At 71.9% G+C, this 20,287-nt stretch carries 18 protein-coding genes and 1 tRNA gene; 10 read left to right on the forward strand and 9 right to left on the reverse strand.

Going from position 1 to position 20,287, the window contains the following annotated elements; all coding sequences use genetic code 11:
• The first annotated feature begins 5 nt into the window (after positions 1-5).
• Both WFJ01_RS07975 and WFJ01_RS07980 read left to right on the forward strand, forming a co-directional pair.
• On the forward strand, positions 6-1,772 hold the full coding sequence (locus WFJ01_RS07975; protein ID WP_336628745.1) for a sulfatase: 1,767 nt from the start codon (positions 6-8) through the stop codon (positions 1,770-1,772).
• A gap of 79 nt (positions 1,773-1,851) precedes the next feature.
• A complete protein-coding gene (locus WFJ01_RS07980; protein WP_292884294.1) occupies positions 1,852-3,219 on the forward strand; it encodes an MFS transporter in 1,368 nt (455 codons plus the stop codon).
• Between the two features lie 73 nt (positions 3,220-3,292).
• Here WFJ01_RS07980 and WFJ01_RS07985 read toward each other — a convergent pair whose 3' ends face one another.
• From WFJ01_RS07985 to WFJ01_RS07995, 3 genes are read right to left on the reverse strand one after another with little or no spacing between them, the layout of a single operon-like run.
• Positions 3,293-3,634, reverse strand: coding sequence for a YidH family protein (locus WFJ01_RS07985; protein WP_251446385.1), 342 nt, complete (start codon positions 3,632-3,634; stop codon positions 3,293-3,295).
• Positions 3,631-3,993, reverse strand: a complete 363-nt coding sequence (locus WFJ01_RS07990) for a YidH family protein (protein ID WP_336628746.1) — start codon at positions 3,991-3,993, stop codon at positions 3,631-3,633. Before WFJ01_RS07990 ends, WFJ01_RS07985 begins: the two co-directional genes overlap by 4 nt.
• A complete protein-coding gene (locus WFJ01_RS07995; protein ID WP_336628747.1) occupies positions 3,990-4,988 on the reverse strand; it encodes a formylglycine-generating enzyme family protein in 999 nt (332 codons plus the stop codon). Before WFJ01_RS07995 ends, WFJ01_RS07990 begins: the two co-directional genes overlap by 4 nt.
• Positions 4,989-5,112: 124 nt before the next feature.
• Between WFJ01_RS07995 and WFJ01_RS08000 the strand changes: the two genes are divergently transcribed.
• Genes WFJ01_RS08000 through WFJ01_RS08010 form a run of 3 tightly spaced genes read left to right on the forward strand, consistent with a single transcriptional unit; the run spans position 5,113 to position 7,899 of the window.
• The gene (locus tag WFJ01_RS08000) at positions 5,113-5,484 is read left to right on the forward strand and encodes an ArsR/SmtB family transcription factor (RefSeq protein WP_336628748.1); all 372 of its coding nucleotides are present in this window, start codon (positions 5,113-5,115) and stop codon (positions 5,482-5,484) included.
• On the forward strand, positions 5,481-6,569 hold the full coding sequence (locus WFJ01_RS08005) for a cation diffusion facilitator family transporter (protein ID WP_336628749.1): 1,089 nt from the start codon (positions 5,481-5,483) through the stop codon (positions 6,567-6,569). The genes WFJ01_RS08000 and WFJ01_RS08005 overlap by 4 nt, the downstream gene beginning before the upstream one ends.
• A gap of 49 nt (positions 6,570-6,618) precedes the next feature.
• Positions 6,619-7,899: an MFS transporter gene (locus tag WFJ01_RS08010; RefSeq protein ID WP_336628750.1), complete on the forward strand. Its 1,281-nt coding sequence runs from the start codon at positions 6,619-6,621 to the stop codon at positions 7,897-7,899.
• Between the two features lie 291 nt (positions 7,900-8,190).
• On the opposite strand, the gene WFJ01_RS08015 is transcribed toward WFJ01_RS08010, so the two are convergent.
• Positions 8,191-8,904 (reverse strand): TetR/AcrR family transcriptional regulator, encoded by a 714-nt coding sequence (locus tag WFJ01_RS08015; RefSeq protein WP_336628751.1) that lies wholly within the window; start codon positions 8,902-8,904, stop codon positions 8,191-8,193.
• A 194-nt stretch (positions 8,905-9,098) separates the two neighbouring features.
• On the opposite strand from WFJ01_RS08015, the gene WFJ01_RS08020 reads away from it, so the two are divergent.
• The 4 genes from WFJ01_RS08020 to WFJ01_RS08035 are packed head-to-tail and all read left to right on the forward strand — an operon-like array spanning position 9,099 to position 14,451.
• Positions 9,099-10,592, forward strand: coding sequence for a flavin monoamine oxidase family protein (locus tag WFJ01_RS08020; RefSeq protein WP_336628752.1), 1,494 nt, complete (start codon positions 9,099-9,101; stop codon positions 10,590-10,592).
• A 10-nt stretch (positions 10,593-10,602) separates the two neighbouring features.
• A complete protein-coding gene (locus tag WFJ01_RS08025; RefSeq protein WP_336628753.1) occupies positions 10,603-11,757 on the forward strand; it encodes a CaiB/BaiF CoA transferase family protein in 1,155 nt (384 codons plus the stop codon).
• Positions 11,754-12,959, forward strand: coding sequence for an acyl-CoA dehydrogenase family protein (locus tag WFJ01_RS08030; protein WP_336628754.1), 1,206 nt, complete (start codon positions 11,754-11,756; stop codon positions 12,957-12,959). Before WFJ01_RS08025 ends, WFJ01_RS08030 begins: the two co-directional genes overlap by 4 nt.
• A gap of 1 nt (position 12,960) precedes the next feature.
• Positions 12,961-14,451: an aldehyde dehydrogenase (NADP(+)) gene (locus WFJ01_RS08035; RefSeq protein ID WP_336628755.1), complete on the forward strand. Its 1,491-nt coding sequence runs from the start codon at positions 12,961-12,963 to the stop codon at positions 14,449-14,451.
• A gap of 44 nt (positions 14,452-14,495) precedes the next feature.
• Here WFJ01_RS08035 and WFJ01_RS08040 read toward each other — a convergent pair whose 3' ends face one another.
• From WFJ01_RS08040 to WFJ01_RS08055, 4 genes are all read right to left on the reverse strand, one after another.
• The gene (locus WFJ01_RS08040) at positions 14,496-15,653 is read right to left on the reverse strand and encodes a TetR/AcrR family transcriptional regulator (RefSeq protein WP_336628756.1); all 1,158 of its coding nucleotides are present in this window, start codon (positions 15,651-15,653) and stop codon (positions 14,496-14,498) included.
• Between the two features lie 258 nt (positions 15,654-15,911).
• A complete protein-coding gene (locus WFJ01_RS08045) occupies positions 15,912-16,616 on the reverse strand; it encodes a hypothetical protein (protein WP_336628757.1) in 705 nt (234 codons plus the stop codon).
• Between the two features lie 330 nt (positions 16,617-16,946).
• Positions 16,947-17,019: transfer RNA gene (locus WFJ01_RS08050), tRNA-Ala, on the reverse strand.
• An 84-nt stretch (positions 17,020-17,103) separates the two neighbouring features.
• On the reverse strand, positions 17,104-17,997 hold the full coding sequence (locus tag WFJ01_RS08055; RefSeq protein WP_251446309.1) for a hypothetical protein: 894 nt from the start codon (positions 17,995-17,997) through the stop codon (positions 17,104-17,106).
• Positions 17,998-18,126: 129 nt separating this feature from the next.
• On the opposite strand from WFJ01_RS08055, the gene WFJ01_RS08060 reads away from it, so the two are divergent.
• Positions 18,127-19,512: an MFS transporter gene (locus WFJ01_RS08060; RefSeq protein ID WP_336628758.1), complete on the forward strand. Its 1,386-nt coding sequence runs from the start codon at positions 18,127-18,129 to the stop codon at positions 19,510-19,512.
• A gap of 144 nt (positions 19,513-19,656) precedes the next feature.
• Here WFJ01_RS08060 and WFJ01_RS08065 read toward each other — a convergent pair whose 3' ends face one another.
• Positions 19,657-20,283, reverse strand: coding sequence for a GNAT family N-acetyltransferase (locus WFJ01_RS08065; RefSeq protein ID WP_336628759.1), 627 nt, complete (start codon positions 20,281-20,283; stop codon positions 19,657-19,659).
• Positions 20,284-20,287 lie beyond the last annotated feature (4 nt).

Genomic DNA, 20,287 nt, shown 5'->3' on the forward strand with positions numbered 1-20,287 from the left:
CGATCATGGTCATGTTCGACAGCCTGAACCGGCACATGCTGCCGCCCTACGGCTCGGACGAGATCCACGCCCCGAGCTTCCGCCGCCTCGCCGAACGCACCGTGACGTTCGATCGCTTCTACGCCGGATCCATGCCGTGCATGCCCGCGCGGCGCGAGCTGCACACCGGACGGCACAACTTCCTGCACCGCTCGTGGGGCCCGCTCGAACCCTGGGACGACTCGATGCCCGAGATGCTCGGAAAGGCGGGCGTGCACACCCACCTCGCGAGCGATCATCCGCACTACTGGGAGGACGGCGGCGCGACCTACCACACCCGCTATACGACCTGGGAGTTCTTCCGCGGTCAGGAGGGCGACACGTGGAAGGCCGATGTCGCGGCGATGGGGCCCACGACCGGATTCAAGGACCGCCTGCACCGCCAGGACGCCATCAACCGCGGGTACCTCGCCCGCGAGACGGACCATCCGCAGACCCGCACGTTCGATGCCGGGCTGGAGTTCCTTGCCACCAACGCGGACACGGACAAGTGGTTCCTGCAGATCGAGTGCTTCGACCCGCACGAGCCGTTCTTCACCTACGAGGAGTACCGCCGGCTCTACCCGCATCGCTACGAGGGCCCCGAGTTCGACTGGCCGCCGTATGCGAAGGTCACCGAGCCCGAGGATCAGGTCGAGCACGCCCGCTCCGAATACAAGGCCCTCGTCTCGATGTGCGACCGATCGCTGGGCCGGGTGCTGGACTTCATGGACGAGCACGACATGTGGGACGACACCCTGCTGCTCGTGAACACCGACCACGGGTTCCTCCTCGGAGAGCACGGCTGGTGGGCGAAGAGCGTGCAGCCCTGGTTCGAGGAGCTCGTGCATCTTCCCGCCTTCCTCTGGGATCCCCGCACGGGCCAGGCCGGCACGCGCAACGACGACCTGGTGCAGACCATCGACATCGCCCCGACGCTGCTGGACCTCTTCGGCGTCGCCCCCACGGACGACATGCTCGGGATCGCGCTCCGCACCGGTGGTTCCGAGACCCGTGAGGACACGGGCGCCTCCGCCGCGCAGGCCCACGAGGGCGCGCTCTTCGGCATCCACGGAGGACACGTCAACGTCACGGACGGCCGCTATGTCTACCTGCGCGCGTGCGCGACGCCGGAGAACGCGCCGCTGGAGGAGTACACCCTCATGCCGACGCACATGCGCGGACGGTTCACACCCGCGGAGTTCGCCGGCGCGGAGCTCGCCGAGCCGTTCCCGTTCATGAAAGGCATCCGCCCGCTGCGGCTGCACGGCACGGCGATGGTGAGCCCGTTCCTGCACGGAACGCTGCTCTTCGATCTGCAGGAGGATCCGCAGCAGCAGCATCCCCTGGACGATCCCGCACTGGAACTGCGGATGCTCCGCCTGCTCGCGCGGCTCCTGCACGAGAACGACGCCCCGGAGAGCCAGTACGCGCGGCTCGGGATCCCCTCGGACGCGGAGCCCGGCGAGGAGCACCTGCTCGTCGCCGCACAGGCCGCGCTCGCGACCGCTGCGGCCCAGCCGCTCCCGCCGCTGGACGCGTTCCCGGCCGGACGGTTCGGGCTCGGCACGCCGCTGCCCGAGCTGCTCTCGCACCCGCTCGCCGTCGAGGTCCTGCGGTGCGCGGTGCCGCAGCTCGTGCACACCGAGACCCTCGGCATGCTCGGCAGCACGTCGCTCTATCAGCTCGCGGCGACGATCGCCCTGCCTCCGGCGCTGCTGCACGGCGTCGCCCGAGAGCTCGCGACCCTCTGACGCCCTCCCCTTCGCGTTCCCTTCCTTCCCCCTTCCGCATCCACCCGCTCGACGATCGACGATGATCCAGGAGACCCCTATGTCCGCTCCCGATTCCGCCCCGCCCCTCGCGCCCGCCGCGACGACTCCCACGTCCGTGGTCCGCGCCGAGAAGGCGGCGCACGTGCCGCACCGCTGGCGCAATCTCTTCACGCTCACCGGCATGCTCGTGGTCGACGGCACCGAGGGCGGCCTGACCACGACGCTGTTCCCGACGATCGCCAAGGCCCTCGGCCTCGACAACGGCCACCTGGGCCTCCTCGCCGCCGCCGGGAAGATCATCTCGGTGCCGTTCGGACCCGCCTGGGTCTGGATCTCGAGCCGGACGTCGCGCCGCACCGCGCTCGCGCTCAGCACCGCACTGGCCGGGGTCTTCGGCATCGCCGCGGGCTTCTCGAACGACTTCCTGGCCCTCCTGATCTTCAACACCCTGATGGCGGCCGCGCTCATCGGCGCCCAGCCGATCGCGAACGCCGTGGTCTCGGACCTCTTCGACGACAAGAACCGCGCCCGCGCCGTCGGCATCTTCTACGGCGCCGCCGCGGGCATCGGCGCGGTCCTCAGCCCGCTCATCGCGCAGCTCTCGCACTTCGCCGACGGCTGGCGCTGGGGCATGTGGGCGCTCGGCGGCGTCTGCATCCTCGCGGGTGCGGCGATCCTGGCGCTCTTCAAGGATCCGGGCGTCGGGGCCGCGGAGAAGCAGCTCGCCGGCCTGGACGCCGAGAAGCGCGCCGAGGTCAAGCCCACCTTCCGCAGCGTGATGTCGCTGTTCCGCGTCCCCTCCTACGTGGTGATGATGATCTCCCGGCTGCTCTCCGGGCACCTGCTGATCGGCGTGTTCGGGATCCAGTTCCTCGTCACGGTGCGCGGGTTCGACAACGCCACCGCCGCGATCGCGGCGCTCCCCTTCGGCATCGGCTACTTCCTCGGCACGCTCGGCGGGGGCTTCCTCGTCGGCGTGCTCGACCGTCGGGCGCCGCAGCGCGGCCGTGTCGCCTACATCCAGGCCGCGCAGGTGCTGTTCGCGGTCGTCGCGTTCTTCGGCACCCAGTTCGCCTACACCGGCATCGGCGTCTACGCGCTGATCTGGGGACTCATGGGGATCGCGCAGGGCATGAACCCGGGGGTCAACCGGCCGATCATCATGGCGATCACGCTGCCCGAGCTGCGCGGCCAGGCGTTCGCGATCATGATCACGATCTTCGAGGCGATCGGCTGGGCCGTCTTCTCGATCGGCGCGGGCTTCCTCGCGAACGCGCTCGGCCTGCAGGCCGTGTTCCTCTGGGTGCTCGTGATCCTCATGCTCGTCAACGCGGCCGTGCTGGGGATCCTGTACCGCACCTACCCGCGCGACGTGAGGAAGGTCGCCGACGAGCTCGAGGCCCGCCGGCTCGCGCTCACCTCCTGACCCGGCCCGCATGACGAAGCGGCCCGCCCCGAGAGGGACGGGCCGCTTCGTCATGATGCGAGCCCCGCGGCGTTCAGCCCCGGCCGAGCACGAACAGCAGGCAGAGCACGCCGACGAGGAGCGTCGCGCCGGTCAGCGCGGCGACCGGCCAGCCCGAGCGCAGCACGACGGGCTCGGTCGAGGTGAGCGCCCGGTGCTGGCGCCGGTAGCGCCGATGCGAGCCGACCAGCACCACCACGGCGAGGGCGAGCCCTGCGAAGCCGAGCACGAGCGCCGCCCCGCCGATCACGGACGGGAGGATCCGCATGATCACGACGGATCCCCCGGCGAGCGCGAGCGCCGTGCGCCGCCACGCCAGGGCGGTGCGCTCGGGCTGCAGGCCGGGGTCGAAGACCCGTTCGGGATCCCCGCTCACGCCAGCAGCACCCCGAGCAGCACCAGCACGCCGGTCGCGACGACGACGATCACCAGCGGGATCGCGATCCACGGCGGGCCCAGGGGCGTCGACTCCCGCAGCGACCGCTCGGTGCGCATCCATCCCAGCCACGCCTGCACCGGGGTCAACAGCCCCGCCACGATCAGCAGGATCGACGCCGCGTGCCGGAATCCGGGGTGCATCCCCAGCCCCAGGGCCTCGAGCGCGACACCGCCCGCGAGCAGCGCGAGGGAGGTGCGGATCCAGGCGAGGAAGGTGCGCTCGTTCGCGAGCGTGAACCGGGCGTCCGGCTCCTCGCCGCGGTCGTAGACGCGCCGGGGGAAGCGGCTGGTGCTCATGCGTTCTCCGTTCGGAGCGAGACGGTGCGGAATCCGGCGTTGCCCATCGACGAATCGGGGGTGTTCGAGCTGCGCGCGGAGTTGCGGTAGCGGTTGCAGTAGGAGATGTGGCAGAGGTAGCTGCCGCCGCGCAGCACCCGCGCCGCACCGAGCGAGGGGCCACGCGGATCCGCTTCGGCCGACCGCTCGTAGGCTCGCGGATCGAACCAGTCCGCACACCACTCCCAGACGTTGCCGACCGGCTGGAAGAGGCCGTAGCCGTTCGGGGAGAAGGCCCGCACGGGAGCGGTGGTCAGCCAGCCGTCGTCGAGGGTGTTCTCCCTCGGGAACGCGCCCTGCCAGATGTTCGTGCGCCAGCCGCCGTCGTCCGGCTCCGCGTCGCCCCAGGGATACTTCGCCCCGTCGATCCCTCCGCGGGCGGCGTATTCCCACTCCGCCTCGGTGGGCAGCCGCCGGCCGGCCCAGGCGCAATACGCCACCGCGTCGTTCCAGCTCACATGCACGACCGGGTGGTCGGCGAGCCCGTCCAGATCCGAGCGGGATCCACCCGGGTGCGCCCAGTCCGCGCCGCGCACGCCGTACCACCACGGGGTGCCGGCGGCGGGGCCCATCACGTCGGCGTCGGGAGCGCTCACGGCCAGGTGGAACACGGCCGAGAACCCGAAGACCTCGGCCTCGGTGCGATACCCGGTGGCCTCGACGAAGCGGGCGAAGTCGGCGTTCGCGACCGTGGTCGCGTCGATCTCGAACCCCTCCAGCGCGACCCGGTGCCGGGGAGTCTCGCCGTCGCCGCGGTTCTCGTCGCCCGAGGAGTCGCCCATGACGAAGGATCCGGCCGGGACCCGCGCCTGAGCGATCAGGTGCCGCCCGGCGGCCCTCTCCTCGTCCGCGCTCGGCGCGCCGAGCAGGGGCAGCACGGCACGGTGGCCTGTGAGAACGGAGCGCGGCGGAGCGCCGCAGGCGCAGTCGGGACCGCAGGAGGGGGAATCGGCCATGGATCCATCATCCCCGCTTCGGTCCGGGCGGAGCGAACCCGACTCGCCTCGCTCCGGGAGTGCCCGTGACGGGGTCCGCGAGTCCGACCGCGGAGCCGTCGAACGCCCATGACATAATCTGCGTGTGCACGTAGATAAGCAGATTTGCGGACTGGGACCCGAGTCGGAGTTCGTCGAGCTCGCGGTGGAGGTGTTCGCGATGCTCGCGGATGCCACGCGGGTGCGGATCATCCTCGCGCTGCGCGGCGGTGCGGAACTCTCGGTGAATGCGCTCGCGGACGCCGTGGGCAAACCCGCGGCCGCGGTGTCGCAGCACCTTGCGAAGCTGCGTCTGGCGCGGATGGTGCTCACCCGTCGCGACGGCACGACGGTGTTCTACCGTCTCGCCGATGAGCACGCCTCCGAGCTCGTCAACGACGCCGTGCGGCAGGCCGAGCACACCGTGTCGGACGGCGGGGTCCCCCACCACCACCGGGCGACGGGCACCGGCTCATGAGTACGAGCGCCGATCCGGAGCACGCCCGGGTCCACCGGCACGACCCTGCCCCCGGACTCGACCACGCACACGGACACCAGCACGACGGCCACGAACACGACGGCCACGAACACGAACACGAACACGGCCACGACCACGACCACGACCACGACCATCCCCACGGCGGGGTCCGCGGATTCCTGTACGACCTGTTCGTCCCCCACTCGCACGATGCGGCGGACTCGATCGACGACGCCCTCGAAGCGAGCCGCGCGGGCGTCCGCGCGCTGAAGATCTCCCTGTTCGTGCTGCTCGGCACGACGATCCTGCAGGCCGCTCTCGTCGTCGTCACGGGATCGGTCGCCCTCCTCGCCGACACCATCCACAACTTCGCCGACGCCCTCACCGCGGTGCCGCTGTGGATCGCCTTCGTGCTCGGACGCCGTGCGGCGACCCGCCGGCACACCTACGGGTACGGGCGCGCGGAGGATCTCGCCGGCCTGTTCATCGTCTTCGTCGTCGCGCTTTCCGCCGTGATCGCCGGAGCCGAGGCGATCGACCGCTTCATCCATCCCCGCCACGTCGAGGCGCCCTGGCTGCTCGTCGCCGCTGGACTGATCGGCTTCGCGGGGAACGAGGCCGTCGCGATCTACCGGATCCGCGTCGGCCGGAGGATCGGATCCGCCGCGCTGGTCGCCGACGGAGTCCACGCCCGTCTCGACGGCTTCACCTCGTTGTCCGTCGTGCTCGGCGCGATCGGCGTCCTCCTCGGCTTCCCGCTCGCCGACCCGATCATCGGGCTCATCATCGCGATCTCGATCCTCGTCCTGCTCTGGAGCACCCTCCGATCGATCGGCGCCCGGCTCATGGACGCGATCGATCCCGCCCTCGTCGACCGGGCCGAACGCGCCCTCCGGCAGACCCCGGACATCGTCGACGTGGACCGCGTGCAGCTGCGCTGGATGGGACACCGGCTCACGGGATCCGCGACGATCCACGTCGAGGAGACCACCCTCGCCGGCGCCGCCCGGATCTCCGAGCACGCTGCCGCGCACGTCCGCGAGGAACTCCGCAATCTCGACGACTTCACGGTCGTCGCGAGATGATCCCCTTCCTCGTGCACCCGGCCGTGCCGGAATCCCCGGAGGACGCGTCATGACCGCCCCGCCCCCGCCGACCGGGACCGTTGCCGCCCGCCTGCGCCCGTGGCACTTCATCCTCGCGTTCGGGATCGTGAGCCTCCTCGCGGACATGGTGTACGAAGGGGCGCGGAGCATCATCGGCCCTTACCTCGCCACTCTCGGTGCGTCGGCGACCCTCGTCGGGGTCGTCGCCGGCGCCGGCGAGTTCATCGGCTACGGGCTGCGCGTGGTCACCGGCTATGCGACGGTGCGCACGCGCCATTACTGGACCTGGACCATCGTCGGCTATGCCCTGACGGTGCTCAGCGTCCCCCTGATCGGCGTGACAGGAATGCTCGCTCCCGCGCTGCTCCTCTACGGCACCGAGCGCCTCGGCAAGGCCGTGCGGTCGCCCGCGAAGGACACGCTCCTGTCCTACGCCTCGGCGAGCACCGGTCGCGGGAGCGCCTTCGGCGTCCACCAGGCGCTGGACCAGACCGGGGCCGTGCTCGGGCCGCTGCTGCTCGCCGCCGTCCTGGGCTGGCGCGACGGCGACTACGCGCTCGCGTTCGGCGTGCTCATCGTGCCCGGTGCGCTCGTGCTGGCCCTGCTGCTCTGGCTGCGCCACCGCGTGCCCGACCCGCTCGTCTACGAGCAGCCCGAGCGCGCGAGCACCGCACCCGCGGAGCGCGCCGACGCTGCCGGAGCCCCCGGCGACGTGGTCACGCGCACTCCCTCCGGACGCCGTCCCCTGCCGGGCCGGTTCTGGTTCTACGTCGCCGTGATCGCCGTGCTGTCGATCGGGACGGCCTCCTTCCCGCTCCTCGCCTTCCACGCTCAGTCGCACGGACTGCTCCCGGACGCACTGGTACCGATCCTCTTCGCGGTCGCGATGCTCGTCGACGGCGCGAGCGGCCTGGTCGTGGGCCGCGCCTACGACCGCTTCGGCGCCCGCGTGCTCCTGCTCATCCCGGTCGCGGCCCTCGCCTCCGCGATCGCCTTCACCGATGAGGTCGCGCTGCTCTGGATCGGCGTCGCGGTCTGGGGCCTCGTGAGCGGGGTCCTCGACTCCACCGTCAAGGCCGTCGTCACCGAACTCGTCTCCTCGGGCTCACGCGCGATCGCGTTCGGCTGGCTCGCCTTCGCCCGTGGCTTCGGCCTGCTGCTCGCCGGCGCCGCGCTCGGCTTCGCCTACGACCGCGGCGCGGTCTGGGTGGTCATCGCCATGGTCGCCGCCAACGTCCTCGGCTTCGCCGGGCTGCTCGTCGTGCTCCGCCGGATGGCGTCTCCCGCCGCTGCAGCCCGGGGCCGATGACGCAGGACTGCTGCACGCCTCCACGCCTCCACGCCTCGCTCGGAGATGTGCGCCTCACTCGGAGATGTGCGCCTCACTCGGAGATGTGCGCTTCGCTCGGACCGATTCACGCATTCCGTCCGAAGCACCCGTACAGTTCCGAGCGAGACGCACGCCCAGCCCGCGCGACCGCGCACACCTGAGCACGACCGCGCACACCTCCGCATGACCGCGCACACCTCCGCATGACCGCGGATCTCCGCATGACCGCGGATCCGATCATCGCGACCGCGGAACAGGGAGCCGCACTCCTCAGGCGCGAGCCCGCCGCGCGGCGCCCCAGAGCTGGTGCATCCCGGTGAGCAGGGAATCGAGGCCGATCTCGAACAGCAGGTCGCCCGGGCTCAGCGCGCGCTCCTCGGCGACCCTCGCGAAGGCAGCGGAGGCGCGCGCGAGCAGCGGCGAGCGCTCCGGATCCCGGGGCTCGTACACGCCCGCCGGCGTCGGGGTGTCCAGCGCGGCGCCGAAGATGAAGGTCTCGAGCACGCTCAGGGACGCGACGATGCTCTCCTCGGGCCAGTGCGCATCGGAGAATCCCGCGGCCACCCGCTGGTACACGAGTGACGTGTACGGGGTGTGCGCGAGCGGCACGGCGACGATGAGCGGCACGAGCTCGGGACGCTCGCGCAGCCGGTTCAGATAGCTCCACGCCCATCGTGAGAGGGCCTCGCGGAGCGGCTCGACCCCGAAGCCGGACGTATCGATCCCCGCGGCGAAGCGCTCCTGCAGCAGGGCGAGGACCGCGGCGCGCGAGGGGACGTGGTTGTAGAGCGCCCCCGGGGACACCCGCAGCCGCCGCGCGAGCGCGCGCATCGTCATCCCGCCGAGGCCCGCGGAGCGGATCTCGGCGAAGGCGGCGTCCGCGATCCGGTCCCGGTCCAGGATCCGCTCCCGCGGCCTTCCGCGCCCGCGCGCCGCGGCGGCGCGCCCCGTCGTCCGCGCGAGCCGTGCGGGCTCATCGGGCATGGCTTCTCCCGGCCTCGTAAATGAACATGGATCCGGATCGGTTGTCTGATATTACAAGTGTCAACGGATCAGAAATAAACGACACGCCTCCCTGCTCGTCCGGTGCGCGCCGGGGACCCTAGCATCGTGACGTCATCCGCCGCACCGCGCAGCGACGCGCGGAAGCCCGAGCGGATCGACGGGAAAGGACCGCCATGAGCACGCCCGTGATCGACCTCGCCGACGAGGCCCCCGCCCCCGGTGAGAGGCCCGCCGCGCACGCCACGACCCGGATCGACCGCGACGTCGTCGTGATCGGAGCCGGGATCACCGGGCTCGTGGCCGCGCGCCGGCTGGTCGAGGCCGGCCGTACGGTCGCGGTGCTCGAGGCCCGCGACCGGGTGGGCGGGCGCACCTGGTCGCAGACGATCGACGGCTCCTTCCTCGAACTCGGCGGGCAGTGGATCTCCGTGGAGCAGACGGCGCTCAAGGCGCTCCTAGCCGAACTCGGCAAGGAGACCTTCTCGCGCTACCGCGACGGGAACTCGGTGTACCTCGGCCCGGACGGTGAGCGCCGCGCCTTCACCGGATCCTTCCCCGTCGGCGACGAGACCCTCGCCGAGATCGACCGGCTCGTCGCGGCGCTCGACGCCCTCGCCGCCGAGCTCGACGTCGACGCACCCTGGGACCACCCGCGCGCCGGCGAGCTCGACCGCATGCCGTTCGGCAGTTGGCTCGCGTCGCTCTCCGACGACGAGGAGGCGATCCGGATCGTGGACCATTACATCGCGGCGGGCATGCTCACCAAGCCCTCGCACGCGTTCTCGGTGCTGCAGGCCATGCTCATGGTCGCCTCCGCGGAGTCGTTCGAGAACCTCATCGACGAGGGACTGCTGCTCGACGAGCGGGTGGTCGGCGGGATGCAGTCGGTCTCGGAGCAGATCGCGGCGGAACTGGGCGACGAGGTCGTGCACCTGTCGACGCCGGTGCGTCGCATCCAGTGGAGTGCGACAGCCGACGGGGCTCCGGGGGAGGTCGTGGCGATCGGCGACGGGCTCCGGGTGCACGCGCGCTCCGCGGTGATCGCACTACCGCCGAACCTCTACTCCACGATCGACTACGTCCCCGCGCTGCCCCGGCTGCAGCAGGTCGCGCACCAGCACCAGTCGATGGGGCTCGTGATCAAGGCGCAGGCCGCGTACGAGCGCCCGTTCTGGCGCGAAGAGGGCCTGAGCGGCACGGGCTTCGGATCCCGGGAGCTGGTCTGCGAGGTCTACGACAACACCTCGCCGCACGAGGAGCGGGGCACGCTCGTCGGATTCATCGCGGGAGCGCGCGCGGAGGAGGCCTGGGCGCTGCCCGAGGCCGAGCGCCGCCGGGCCGTTCTCGACTCGTTCGCGGCGTACTTCGGCGACGAGGCGCGGCATCCCCTCGCCTTCTTCCTCTCGGACTGGGGCAGCGAGCGCTACACGCGCGGCGCCTACGCCTCGAGCTACGACCTCGGCGGGCTCAGCCGCTGGGGGCACCTGCAAAACCGGCCGGTCGGCCCGCTGTACTTCGCGAGCTCCGACATCCAGGGCGCCGGCTACATGCACGTCGACGGAGGGGTGCGGATCGGATCCGACACCGCGCGCCGCATCGACGCGGGCCTCGCCTCGTCCGGCGCGATGTCGCCCGAAGCCGCGCTCGTCGGCGTCGCGGCCGAGTGAGGCGGCACGCATGAGGGAGCAGAGGAACGAACCGCGCGGGCCGCTCGACGGCGTGCGCGTCGCGGACTTCTCCCGTGTGCTCGCCGGGCCCTACGCGACCATGACGCTCGCCGACTTCGGCGCCGACGTGATCAAGGTCGAGCCGCCGACGGGCGACGATACCCGGCACTGGCGCCCTCCGGTCGACGCCGAGGGCACCGCGACCTACTTCGGCAGCGTGAACCGCAACAAGCGCTCGGTCGCACTCGACCTCGCCACCGAGGCGGGACGCACGGAGGCGATCCGCCTCGCCGCGTCCGCCGACGTCGTCGTGGAGAACTTCCGCCCGGGCGTCATGGCGCGCTTCGGGCTGGACCACGCCGCCGTGCGGGCGCGCAACCCCGCGGTCGTGTACTGCTCGATCACCGGCTTCGGTGCGGGCGCCGGGGCCGAGCTCGCCGGCTACGACCTGCTCGTGCAGGCGGTCGGCGGCCTCATGTCGATCACCGGGGATCCGGACGGCCCGGCGACGAAGGCGGGCGTCGCGCTCGTCGACGTCCTCTGCGGGCAGAACGCGGTGAACGGGATCCTGCTCGCCCTGCGCGAGCGCGACCGCACCGGCGAGGGGCAGCGGGTCGAGGTGAACCTGCTGCACAGCCTGCTCTCGGCGCTGACCAATCAGGCCGCATCGACGCTCGCGACCGGCCGGTCCCCGCAGCGGCTCGGCAACGCGCACCCCTCGATCGCGCCCTATGCACTGTTCCGTGCGGCCGACCGCGACCTCGTGATCGCGGTCGGGAACGACCGCCAGTTCGCCGCGCTCGCGACGACGCTCGGACGGCCCGGGCTCGCCGAGGATCCGCGCTTCGCGACCAACACCGACCGCGTCGCCCACCGCGAGCCCCTGACCGCCGAGATCGAGGCCGCGCTGGCCGCCGCTCCCGCCGGGGCCTGGATCGAGCGGTTCCGCACGGCTCGGATCCCTGCGGGCCTCGTGAACGACGTCGCCGAGGCGATCGCTTTCGCCGAGGCGCTGGGCCTCGATACCGTGGTCGGACTCGGCCCCTCCCGCACGATCGCCAGCCCCATCGGGCTGAGCGCCACCCCCGCCCGCTACCGCACCGCACCGCCGGCCCTCGATGCCGCCGCCGGCGCCGACTGGCACCCCCGGAAGGACCCCTCATGACCACCCCACCCCTCCCCCGCGCACCGAGGATCGACGCGGTCTTCGATTTCGACGCCCTGCTCAGCGAGGAGGAGCGCGACTGGCAGCAGAAGGCGCGCGCCTTCGCGCAGGAACGGATCCTTCCGATCATCGAGGACGACTTCGAGAAGGCGCACTTCCGGCGCGAGCTGATCCCCGAGCTCGGTGCGGCAGGCTTCCTCGGCATGCACCTCAGCGGCTACGGCTGCGCGGGCGCCGGCGCCGTCTCGTACGGGCTGGTCTGCCTCGAGCTGGAAGCGGCCGACAGCGGGTGGCGCACGTTCGTGTCCGTGCAGGGATCCCTCGCCATGAGCGCCATCGCGAAGTACGGATCCGAGGAGCAGAAGCAGCGGTGGCTGCCCGGCATGGCCGCGGGCGAGCTCGTCGGGTGCTTCGCGCTGACCGAGCCGCAGGGCGGCAGCGATCCCGCGGCGATGACGACGACCGCTCGCCGCGACGGCGACGCATGGGTCATCGACGGCGCCAAGCGCTGGATCGGCCTCGCCTCCCTCGCCGACGTCGCCGTGGTCTGGGCGCGTGTCGACGATCCGTCGTTCGGCGAGGGCGGCCAGGCCGTGCGCGGCTTCCTGGTGCCGACCGCCACCCCCGGCTTCACCGCGACACCGATCGCCGGCAAGCTCTCCATGCGCGCCTCGGTGCAGTGCGACATCGCACTCGAGGGTGTGCGCCTCCCGGCCGACGCGCTCCTGCCCGGCGCCCGCGGGCTGTCCGGCCCGTTCGGGTGTCTCAACGAGGCCCGCTACGGCATCGTCTGGGGCGCGATGGGCGCGGCGCGCAGCTGCCTCGAGGCGGCGCTCGAGCGCTCGACGACCCGTGAGGTGTTCGGCAAGCCGATCGGCGCCAACCAGCTCACCCAGGCCAAGCTCGCCGACATGCTGCTCGAGGTCGAGAAGGGGATCCTGCTGGCCCTGCACCTCGGGCGCCTCAAGGAGCGCGGCGCGCTCACGCCCGCGCAGATCTCGGTCGGCAAGCTCAACAGCGTCCGAGAGGCGCTGGAGATCGCGCACCAGGCGCGCACGATCCTCGGCGGCGACGGCATCACCGGCGCGTTCCCGGTCATGCGCCACGCCGCGAACCTCGAGTCGGTGCGCACCTACGAGGGCACCGATGAGATCCATCAGCTGGTGCTCGGGCGGGCGCTGACCGGACTGAACGCGTTCTGAGATGGACGGGCTTCTGATGCATGAGCCGGATCCGGCCGCCGCGATCGCGACCGATCCGGTGGATCGAGCCGTGCGCGCGGCCGCCGGCTCCGGCCTCGAACGCTCCTCCCGCGAAGCACGGGCGCGCTGGCTGCGCGCTCTCGCCGACGCTCTGAGCGCGCACACCGAGGAGCTCGTCGGGATCGCGCACCGCGAGACCCACCTGAGCGCCGCGCGGCTGAGCGGCGAGGTCGTCCGCACGGCGACCCAGCTGCGGTTCTTCGCCGACGTCATCGAGGAGGGCTCCTACCTCGAGGCCACGGTGGACGGACCGGATCCGGCACTCCTCCCGCCCCGGCCCGACCTGCGCCGGATCCTGCGCCCGCTCGGGGTGGTCGCGGTGTTCGCCGCGTCGAACTTCCCGTTCGCGTTCTCCGTGCTGGGCAACGACACGGCCTCGGCCCTGGCCGCGGGCTGCCCGGTCGTGGTGAAGGCGCACCCCGGGCACCCCGCACTGTCGCGCCGGGTCGCGGACATCGCCCGCGCCGCCCTCGTCGAGGCGGACGGCCCCGCCGACGCCCTCGTGCTGGTGGAGGGCTTGGACGCCGGGCGTGCGCTGGTGCGCCACCCGCTCGTGCGGGCCGTCGGGTTCACCGGATCCACCCGGGGCGGACGCGCGCTGTTCGATCTGGCGTGCGAGCGGCCCGACCCGATCCCGTTCTACGGCGAGCTCGGATCCGTCAACCCGGTCGTCGTGACACCCGCGGCGCTCGCCGAGCACGGCGCCGAACTCGCCGCCGGCCTCGCCGCCTCCTTCACGCGCGACGGCGGGCAGTACTGCACGAAGCCCGGGCTGGTGTTCGTGCCGGGCGACGGCGCCGAGGCCTTCGAGCAGGCGCTCACCACCGCGGTCGCCTCCACCCCCGGACAGCGCCTGCTCACGGCGGGCATCGCCGACGCCTTCGCCGCGAGCGGCTCGGTGCTCACCGCGCGGGACGACGTCGCAGTGCCGGCCGTCGCCGACCGCTCGGAGGACGGGACGACGCCGATCGTCGCCGCGACGACGGCGTCGGCCTTCGCGAAGGATCCCGGGGCGTTCCAGGAGGAGCACTTCGGCCCCCTGACCCTGCTGGTCCGCTACCGCGACGTCCCGGAGCTCGAGCGCGCCCTCAGCCTGCTCGAGGGGAGCCTCACCGGCACCCTGTGGCATGGAGCAGAGGAGGATCCCGCACTGCTGGACGGGATGACCGCCGCCCTCGCCCGCGTCGCCGGACGGGTGCTCTACAACGGCTGGCCCACCGGAGTCGCGATCGCATGGGCGCAGCACCACGGCGGCCCCTGGCCCGCGTCGACGGCATCGGTGCACACCTCGGTGGGCGCCACGGCGATCCGCCGTTTCCTCACGCCGCTGACCTACCAGGACGCCCCCGCGTCGGTCCTGCCGGCCGAACTGCGCGACGGGAACCCGCTCGGCATTCCGCGTCGAGAGGACGGCGTGCTCGTCGGGGTGTGAGCCGGCGCCGGCTCGCCGCGTCCTGCGCTCCGGGGTTCAGACGGTCACGGCTGTCGGAGGACCCGGGTCACTGTGTCCCCCAGCACGACCGCGGGATCCGCTTCCCACCCGTCGTACATCCACCCGACGATCGACCCCAGAGCGAGCGCCACGAGCCCATCCGCCACCGGCCGCGCGACGTCATCCGCGACGCCCGATCCTTCGAGCGATGCCCTCGCGACCTCGCGTCCGGCCGCCAGGCGGGCACGCAGAGCGTCGTGCGCAGGGTGCGACGGCACCGTCGCCTCGCACAGGAGGACCACCTGCGCCGCGTTCAGCCATCGCGGACGGTCGCCGATGGAGGACATCCACGACATCATCCAGTCCAGGCTGTCCTCGAGGTTCTCCGCGAAGAGCTCGCTGACGACCAGGTGCAGCAGCGCCTCCTTCGTGGGGGCGATGTGGATCAGGGCGGCCAGGCTGACGCCCGCCTCTTCCGCCACGGATCGCATCGACGCTCCGTAGTAGCCGCTGAGTGCGTAGCGGCGCGCGGCCGCCTCGATGACGACTCGACGACGGGATCGCGCCGCCCCGCCCTCAGCGGGACCCTCGTCGGCAGATCGAGCGGTGGGGAGGCGAGAGCGCGGCACACCGTGCGCTTCGATCTCTTCGGCGTACGCGTCAAGATGCCCGGGGAGATCGATCTCGCCCGGGAAGTACAGCGAGAGGATCTGCAGACCGTCCCACAGGGCGGCCAATCTCAGCGCCTCGACCCGCGCGCTGTCGTCATCGGGGCTGAACGGCGCGAGCAGCCGCTGGACCAGCGCGAGCCCGGCATGCCGGCGACCGAGCATCAGCTCATGACCGGGGTGCTCGGGGCTGGTCGCCTCGCCGAGAAGCGCCGTGAACAGCTCCACCCAGCCCGGCGTGGCCTGACTGCGGCGGGCGATGTCCCCGGGACCCGGGACAGTCGAATCCGAGTCCCCCGACCCGTCCAGCCAGGCGCTCGCCTGGACGTCGAGCTTGCGCACGAGCGCCGTGAGGACGTCTCCCTTGGTCGAAAAGTACCTCAGGAGGGCCGGATGGGAGATCCCGACCGCGGCGGCGATCCCCCGCAACGAGGTCGCACCGTAGCCTTCGGCGATGAACAGCTCCTGCGCCGCCGCGAGGATCTCCTCGGCACGCGCTCGGCCCGTTCGATACGAGCCGCGGATCCTGGTCACCGCACCATTATCGCCGCCCGCGGTGATCGGAACACGCGAGAAGGGCTGCACGTGCGCCGGGACAGCCGGGCTCGCCCGCCGTGCCGGAACTCGGGGGGAATTCCTCAGGCGGGCGAGACCGGCCTCCCACTCGATGCAGTTTCGACGGCCCCTCGACGATGCGGGTTGCCGGGAGCACCGCTGCTGCTGCACCGCCCGCAGGCCGCCACGCGGGCGTCCTGCAAGCTCTCTTGCGGGGTCGGGAACCCCGCGTGCCGATCAGGTGATCCAGAGGTAGGAGACCTGCGCGCCATCTGCCGGGCTGAGCACCGTCCTGCCCCGCGTGCAGACGTAGCCTTCGGCCGACGGCTTGTCACCGGCCAGATCGGAAAGATCGGGCTGATCGACGATGGATTTCGTCGATTGCCACTCGATCGTGACGACCGTGCCCGAGACGATCGGCCCGGCCAGGCGGAAGGCGCCAGAGAGGTTGAAGCTCGGGACGAGGGGGTCGGTCGGGGTGAACCCGATGGCACTCACTCCCGGTGGCGAGATCACCGTGAGCGAGCCGGCGACGACCTTCCAGTCCCCGTAGTAGATCCCCATGCTCGGCTCCCGCTTGCCGAAGGATCCGATGGCGAAGGTGCTCGTGTCCAGGGGAACCGCGCCCATGTAGGTGAACGTGAGGCGCATACCGACCCGGATCGTCGGATAGACCGCCGGATCGTAGTAGTACTCCGTCGTCGAGCCCGGGATGGTCGCCGTCGGCCGGTCGAGAGGCCGGGTCGTCAGCACTCTGTTCGTGAACCAGCCGGGTCTGACGCTCTGACAGAACGAAGCGACCGACGCCGTCGAGACGGGGGCCGCGACAGCAGCGGCGATCACCGGCAACGACCATGCAGCGCTCTTCACGACGGCCCTCCTGCCGTGGAGCCTCTGCGCCACCGACTCCGTCTCTTCGATCCGGTTGTTCTCATCGAGCATGCTGCGTCCCCTTGTTTGCTCTGAGCCTCACTGTCACACCGCCCCGCCCCGTGCCGCTCCCCCAGGAGCCGCGGCAGGTCGTCCTGTGCGTGACACCAAATGTTACCATCATGATGGTAACTTATTCGGCGCGCGATCGGAACCCGAAGTCCCGATCCATACGCTCCGCCGTCGCGTCATTCTGGAGGCGAGAGCCTCCTCCGCGTGGGACTGCCCACGGGGGCGCCGGAATCGGCTGATCGACACAGCCGAGCGGATGGCGGGAGTCCTCCGACCGGATCCGCATACGACGAAGGCCCCGAGCGTGATGCTCGGGGCCTTCTGTTCCGGTGGACCCAAGGGGATTTGAACCCCTGACCTCCTCGATGCGAACGAGGCGCGCTACCAACTGCGCCATGGGCCCGTGAACCAGACAAGCCTAACACGGGCTCACCGGCGCGCGTGCCCTCAGCGCGTCTGCGGCGCCCGCCGGGCGTGTCGGAGAGACTCAGCCTGCTGCGCGCTGGGCGAGGAGCCGGCGCACGTGCGCCTCGATCTCGGCGTCGTCGACGTAGCCCATCCGGGCGTACGGCGACGCCTCCGCCGTCCGCTCCCCGGCATCGGCCGACGCGGCAGCAGGCGACGGCAGCTCGACGGGAGCCGGCGGCGCCAGCTCGTCCGCCCTGCGCTGCAGCTCCGCGGCACGGGCCGCCTCACGCGCGAGCGTCTGCGCGTCGATCGTGGCGCGGGCGGCATGAGCGCGCGACCCCGTGACGGAGACGAGCGGCTCGGGCAGCGTGCGCGGCGTCCAGGTGCGCGGTCCCTGATCGTGCAGCTCGGCCTCGCGCACGGGCACCGAGACGGCCGGAGCGCCGGCGACGCGCGCGGCGCGTCGAGCGGCACGGCGCGCGACCGCCGCCATCCGCTGCAGCAGGCCGAGCGCCAGCACGACGACGGCTCCTGCGATCCACAGCAACAGCGAGGATCCGCCCGCGAGGAACTGCCACACGCCGAGACCCGCCGCGGCGAGCGCCACGACGAGGAGCACGGTGGCGACCAGGCGCGTGCGGCGGCGCGCGCGGGCACGGCGGAACGCGGGATCCGCGCGCGTCGCGGCGAGCTCCTCGCGCAGTCGCTGCAGATCCGCCTGCTCGCGGTCGGACTGCAGTCGCCGTGCGAGCCGCTGCTGCGCCAGCGCTGTGCGCGCGTTCAGCTCCAGCTGCACCTCGCGCGGCGCCTCGCTGGTCTCGGCCAGCACCCGCAGTGCGCGATTGAGCCGCAGCGCATTGCGCTCGGCGGCGTCGTACTGGTGCTGCCCCCGCCAGGACGGCAGGAAGTAGAGCAGCCACAGCAGCGCCGCGACCAGGACGATCACGCCCCCGCTCAGCACCGGCCCGTTCATGCCCTCCACGGTATGCGAGGGCCCGCCCCGGATCCCGCAGACACGCGCATGCGGACGTGCGCGACGTCAGCACGGCGCGGATCCGGCGCGGCGACCCCGGCGTCCGCTCCGGCGAGTAGGGTCGGCTCCGTGGCCTCGTTCACCCCTCTGCACCGGCTGGTCATCGCGGTCGCGGTCCTCGCATCCTTCGTCACCTTCCTCGACGGAACGGTGGTGACCGTCGCCCTGCCGGCGATCAGCCGCGAGCTCGGCGGCGGCATCACCACGCAGCAGTGGGCGGTCGACGCCTACCTCATCACCCTCAGCGCGCTCATCCTGCTGGCCGGATCCGTCTCGGACGCCTACGGGCGGGTGCTGGTGATGCGGATCGGGCTCGTCGCCTTCGGCATTGCGTCGATCGCGGTCGCCGCAGCGCCCACCCCGCTCGTGCTCATCGTCGCGCGGGCGGCGCAGGGCGCCGCGGGCGCGCTGCTGGTGCCGAGCTCGCTGGCGCTCATCACCGCGGTCATGCGGGGCGAGGTGCAGTCGCGGGCGATCGGCGTGTGGACGGCCTTCACGACGGCCGCGCAGCTGGTCGGCCCCCTCCTCGGCGGCCTGTTCGTCGACCTGCTGTCCTGGCGCTTCGTGTTCCTCATCAACGTGCTGCCGATCGCCGTCACCCTCGTGCTGCTGTCGCGCCTGCACCTGCCCGAGGCGGGACGCACCGCCCAGGTCGACTGGCTCAGCGGCGCGCTCTGCGCGATCGGACTCGGCGGCGTCGTGTACGCGCTCATCGAGCAGCCGCACCAGGGCTGGGGCTCCCCCGTGATCCTCCTCACCGGGATCGGCGGCGCCGTGCTGCTCGCACTCTTCCTGCTGCGTCAGCGCCGCCCGCACCCGCTGATGCCGCTGTCGCTGTTCCGCGTGCGCAATTTCGCCTGGGGGAACCTGTCCACGCTGTTCGTCTATGCGGCGCTCTCGCTGAACGGCTTCGTCATCGGCGTCTACCTGCAGCAGGGCGCGGGCCTGAAGGCCACGGAGGCGGGCCTCGCGAGCCTGCCCATCACGATCCTGATGATCCTGCTCAGCTCGCGGGCGGGACGCCTCGCCGGGCGACTCGGTCCCCGGCTGTTCATGACCGCCGGCCCGCTGATCATGGCCGCGGGGACCCTCCTGCTCCTGCTCGTGGCCGAGCACTTCAACTACTGGTGGCAGGTGCTGCCGGCCATGATCGTGCTGGGCGTGGGGCTGTCTCTGACGGTGGCGCCTCTCACCTCCGCGATCCTCGGATCCATCGACGAGAGCAGATCCGGCATCGCCTCGGCCGTGAACAACGCCGTCTCGCGCGTCGCCGGGCTGCTCGTCGTGGCGATGCTGTCGACGATCGTCGGCGGCACCCTGAATCTGGCCGGCTTCCACACGGCGACGATGGTCACCGCCGCCCTGTTCGCCATCGGCGGTGTCGTGTCCTGGATCGGGATCCGCCGGCCCGCCGCGGATCCGACGGCACCCGAGCCGGAGCCCGCCGCGAACTGAGCCTGCTCCGCCTCTCGCCGATGCCCCCTTGCGGCATCGGTGCCCCCTCGCAGCATCGGTGCCCCCTCGCACCGACGGCCATACGAGGGGGCGAGGATGCTGCGAGGGGGCGTCGATGTCCGCGGGCTCGGCGTCCGCTCTGCCTCAGCGCGGCAGATCCGACTCCGGCACTGCGGCCCAGTCCGCCGGCACGCGCCCCTCGGCCCAGCGGCGCAGCACGCCCTCGGGGACGTCCTCGCGCACGAGCGAGAACGCGAGGTGATCGCGCCAGTCGCCGTCGATGTGGATGAACCGGCGCCGCAGGCCCTCATAGCGGAAGCCGAGCTTCTGGACGACGCGCAGGCTGGGGCGGTTCTCCGGTCGCAGGCAGATCTCGATGCGGTGCAGGCCGAGTTCGGCGAAGGCGAGATCGGTCGCCATCGCGACGGCGGCGGGGGTGATCCCGCGCCCGGCGAAGCGCTCGCTCACCCAGTAGCCGATGGTCGCCGAGCACAGGGAGCCGCGCATCACGCCCCAGATGTTGAGCTGCCCGGCGATGGCCCCGCCGTACTCCATGACGAACGGGTACCCCGAGCCGTCGCGATACTGCTGCAGCAGCCGCCGGATGCTCACGCGCATGTCGATGCCGGTCTGCAGCCCGGGCAGCGTCGCCTCCCACGGCTCCAGCCAGCGGCGGTTCGTGACGAGTTCGTGCTGCAGCGGGCGCGCGTCCTTGGGCCGGATGAGCCGCAGCTCCACCGGCCCATGCCGCATCGGGGTCGAGAAGTCCATGCGC

Source organism: Microbacterium sp. MMO-35, assembly GCF_037147555.1.
Classification (GTDB): Bacteria; Actinomycetota; Actinomycetes; order Actinomycetales; family Microbacteriaceae; genus Microbacterium.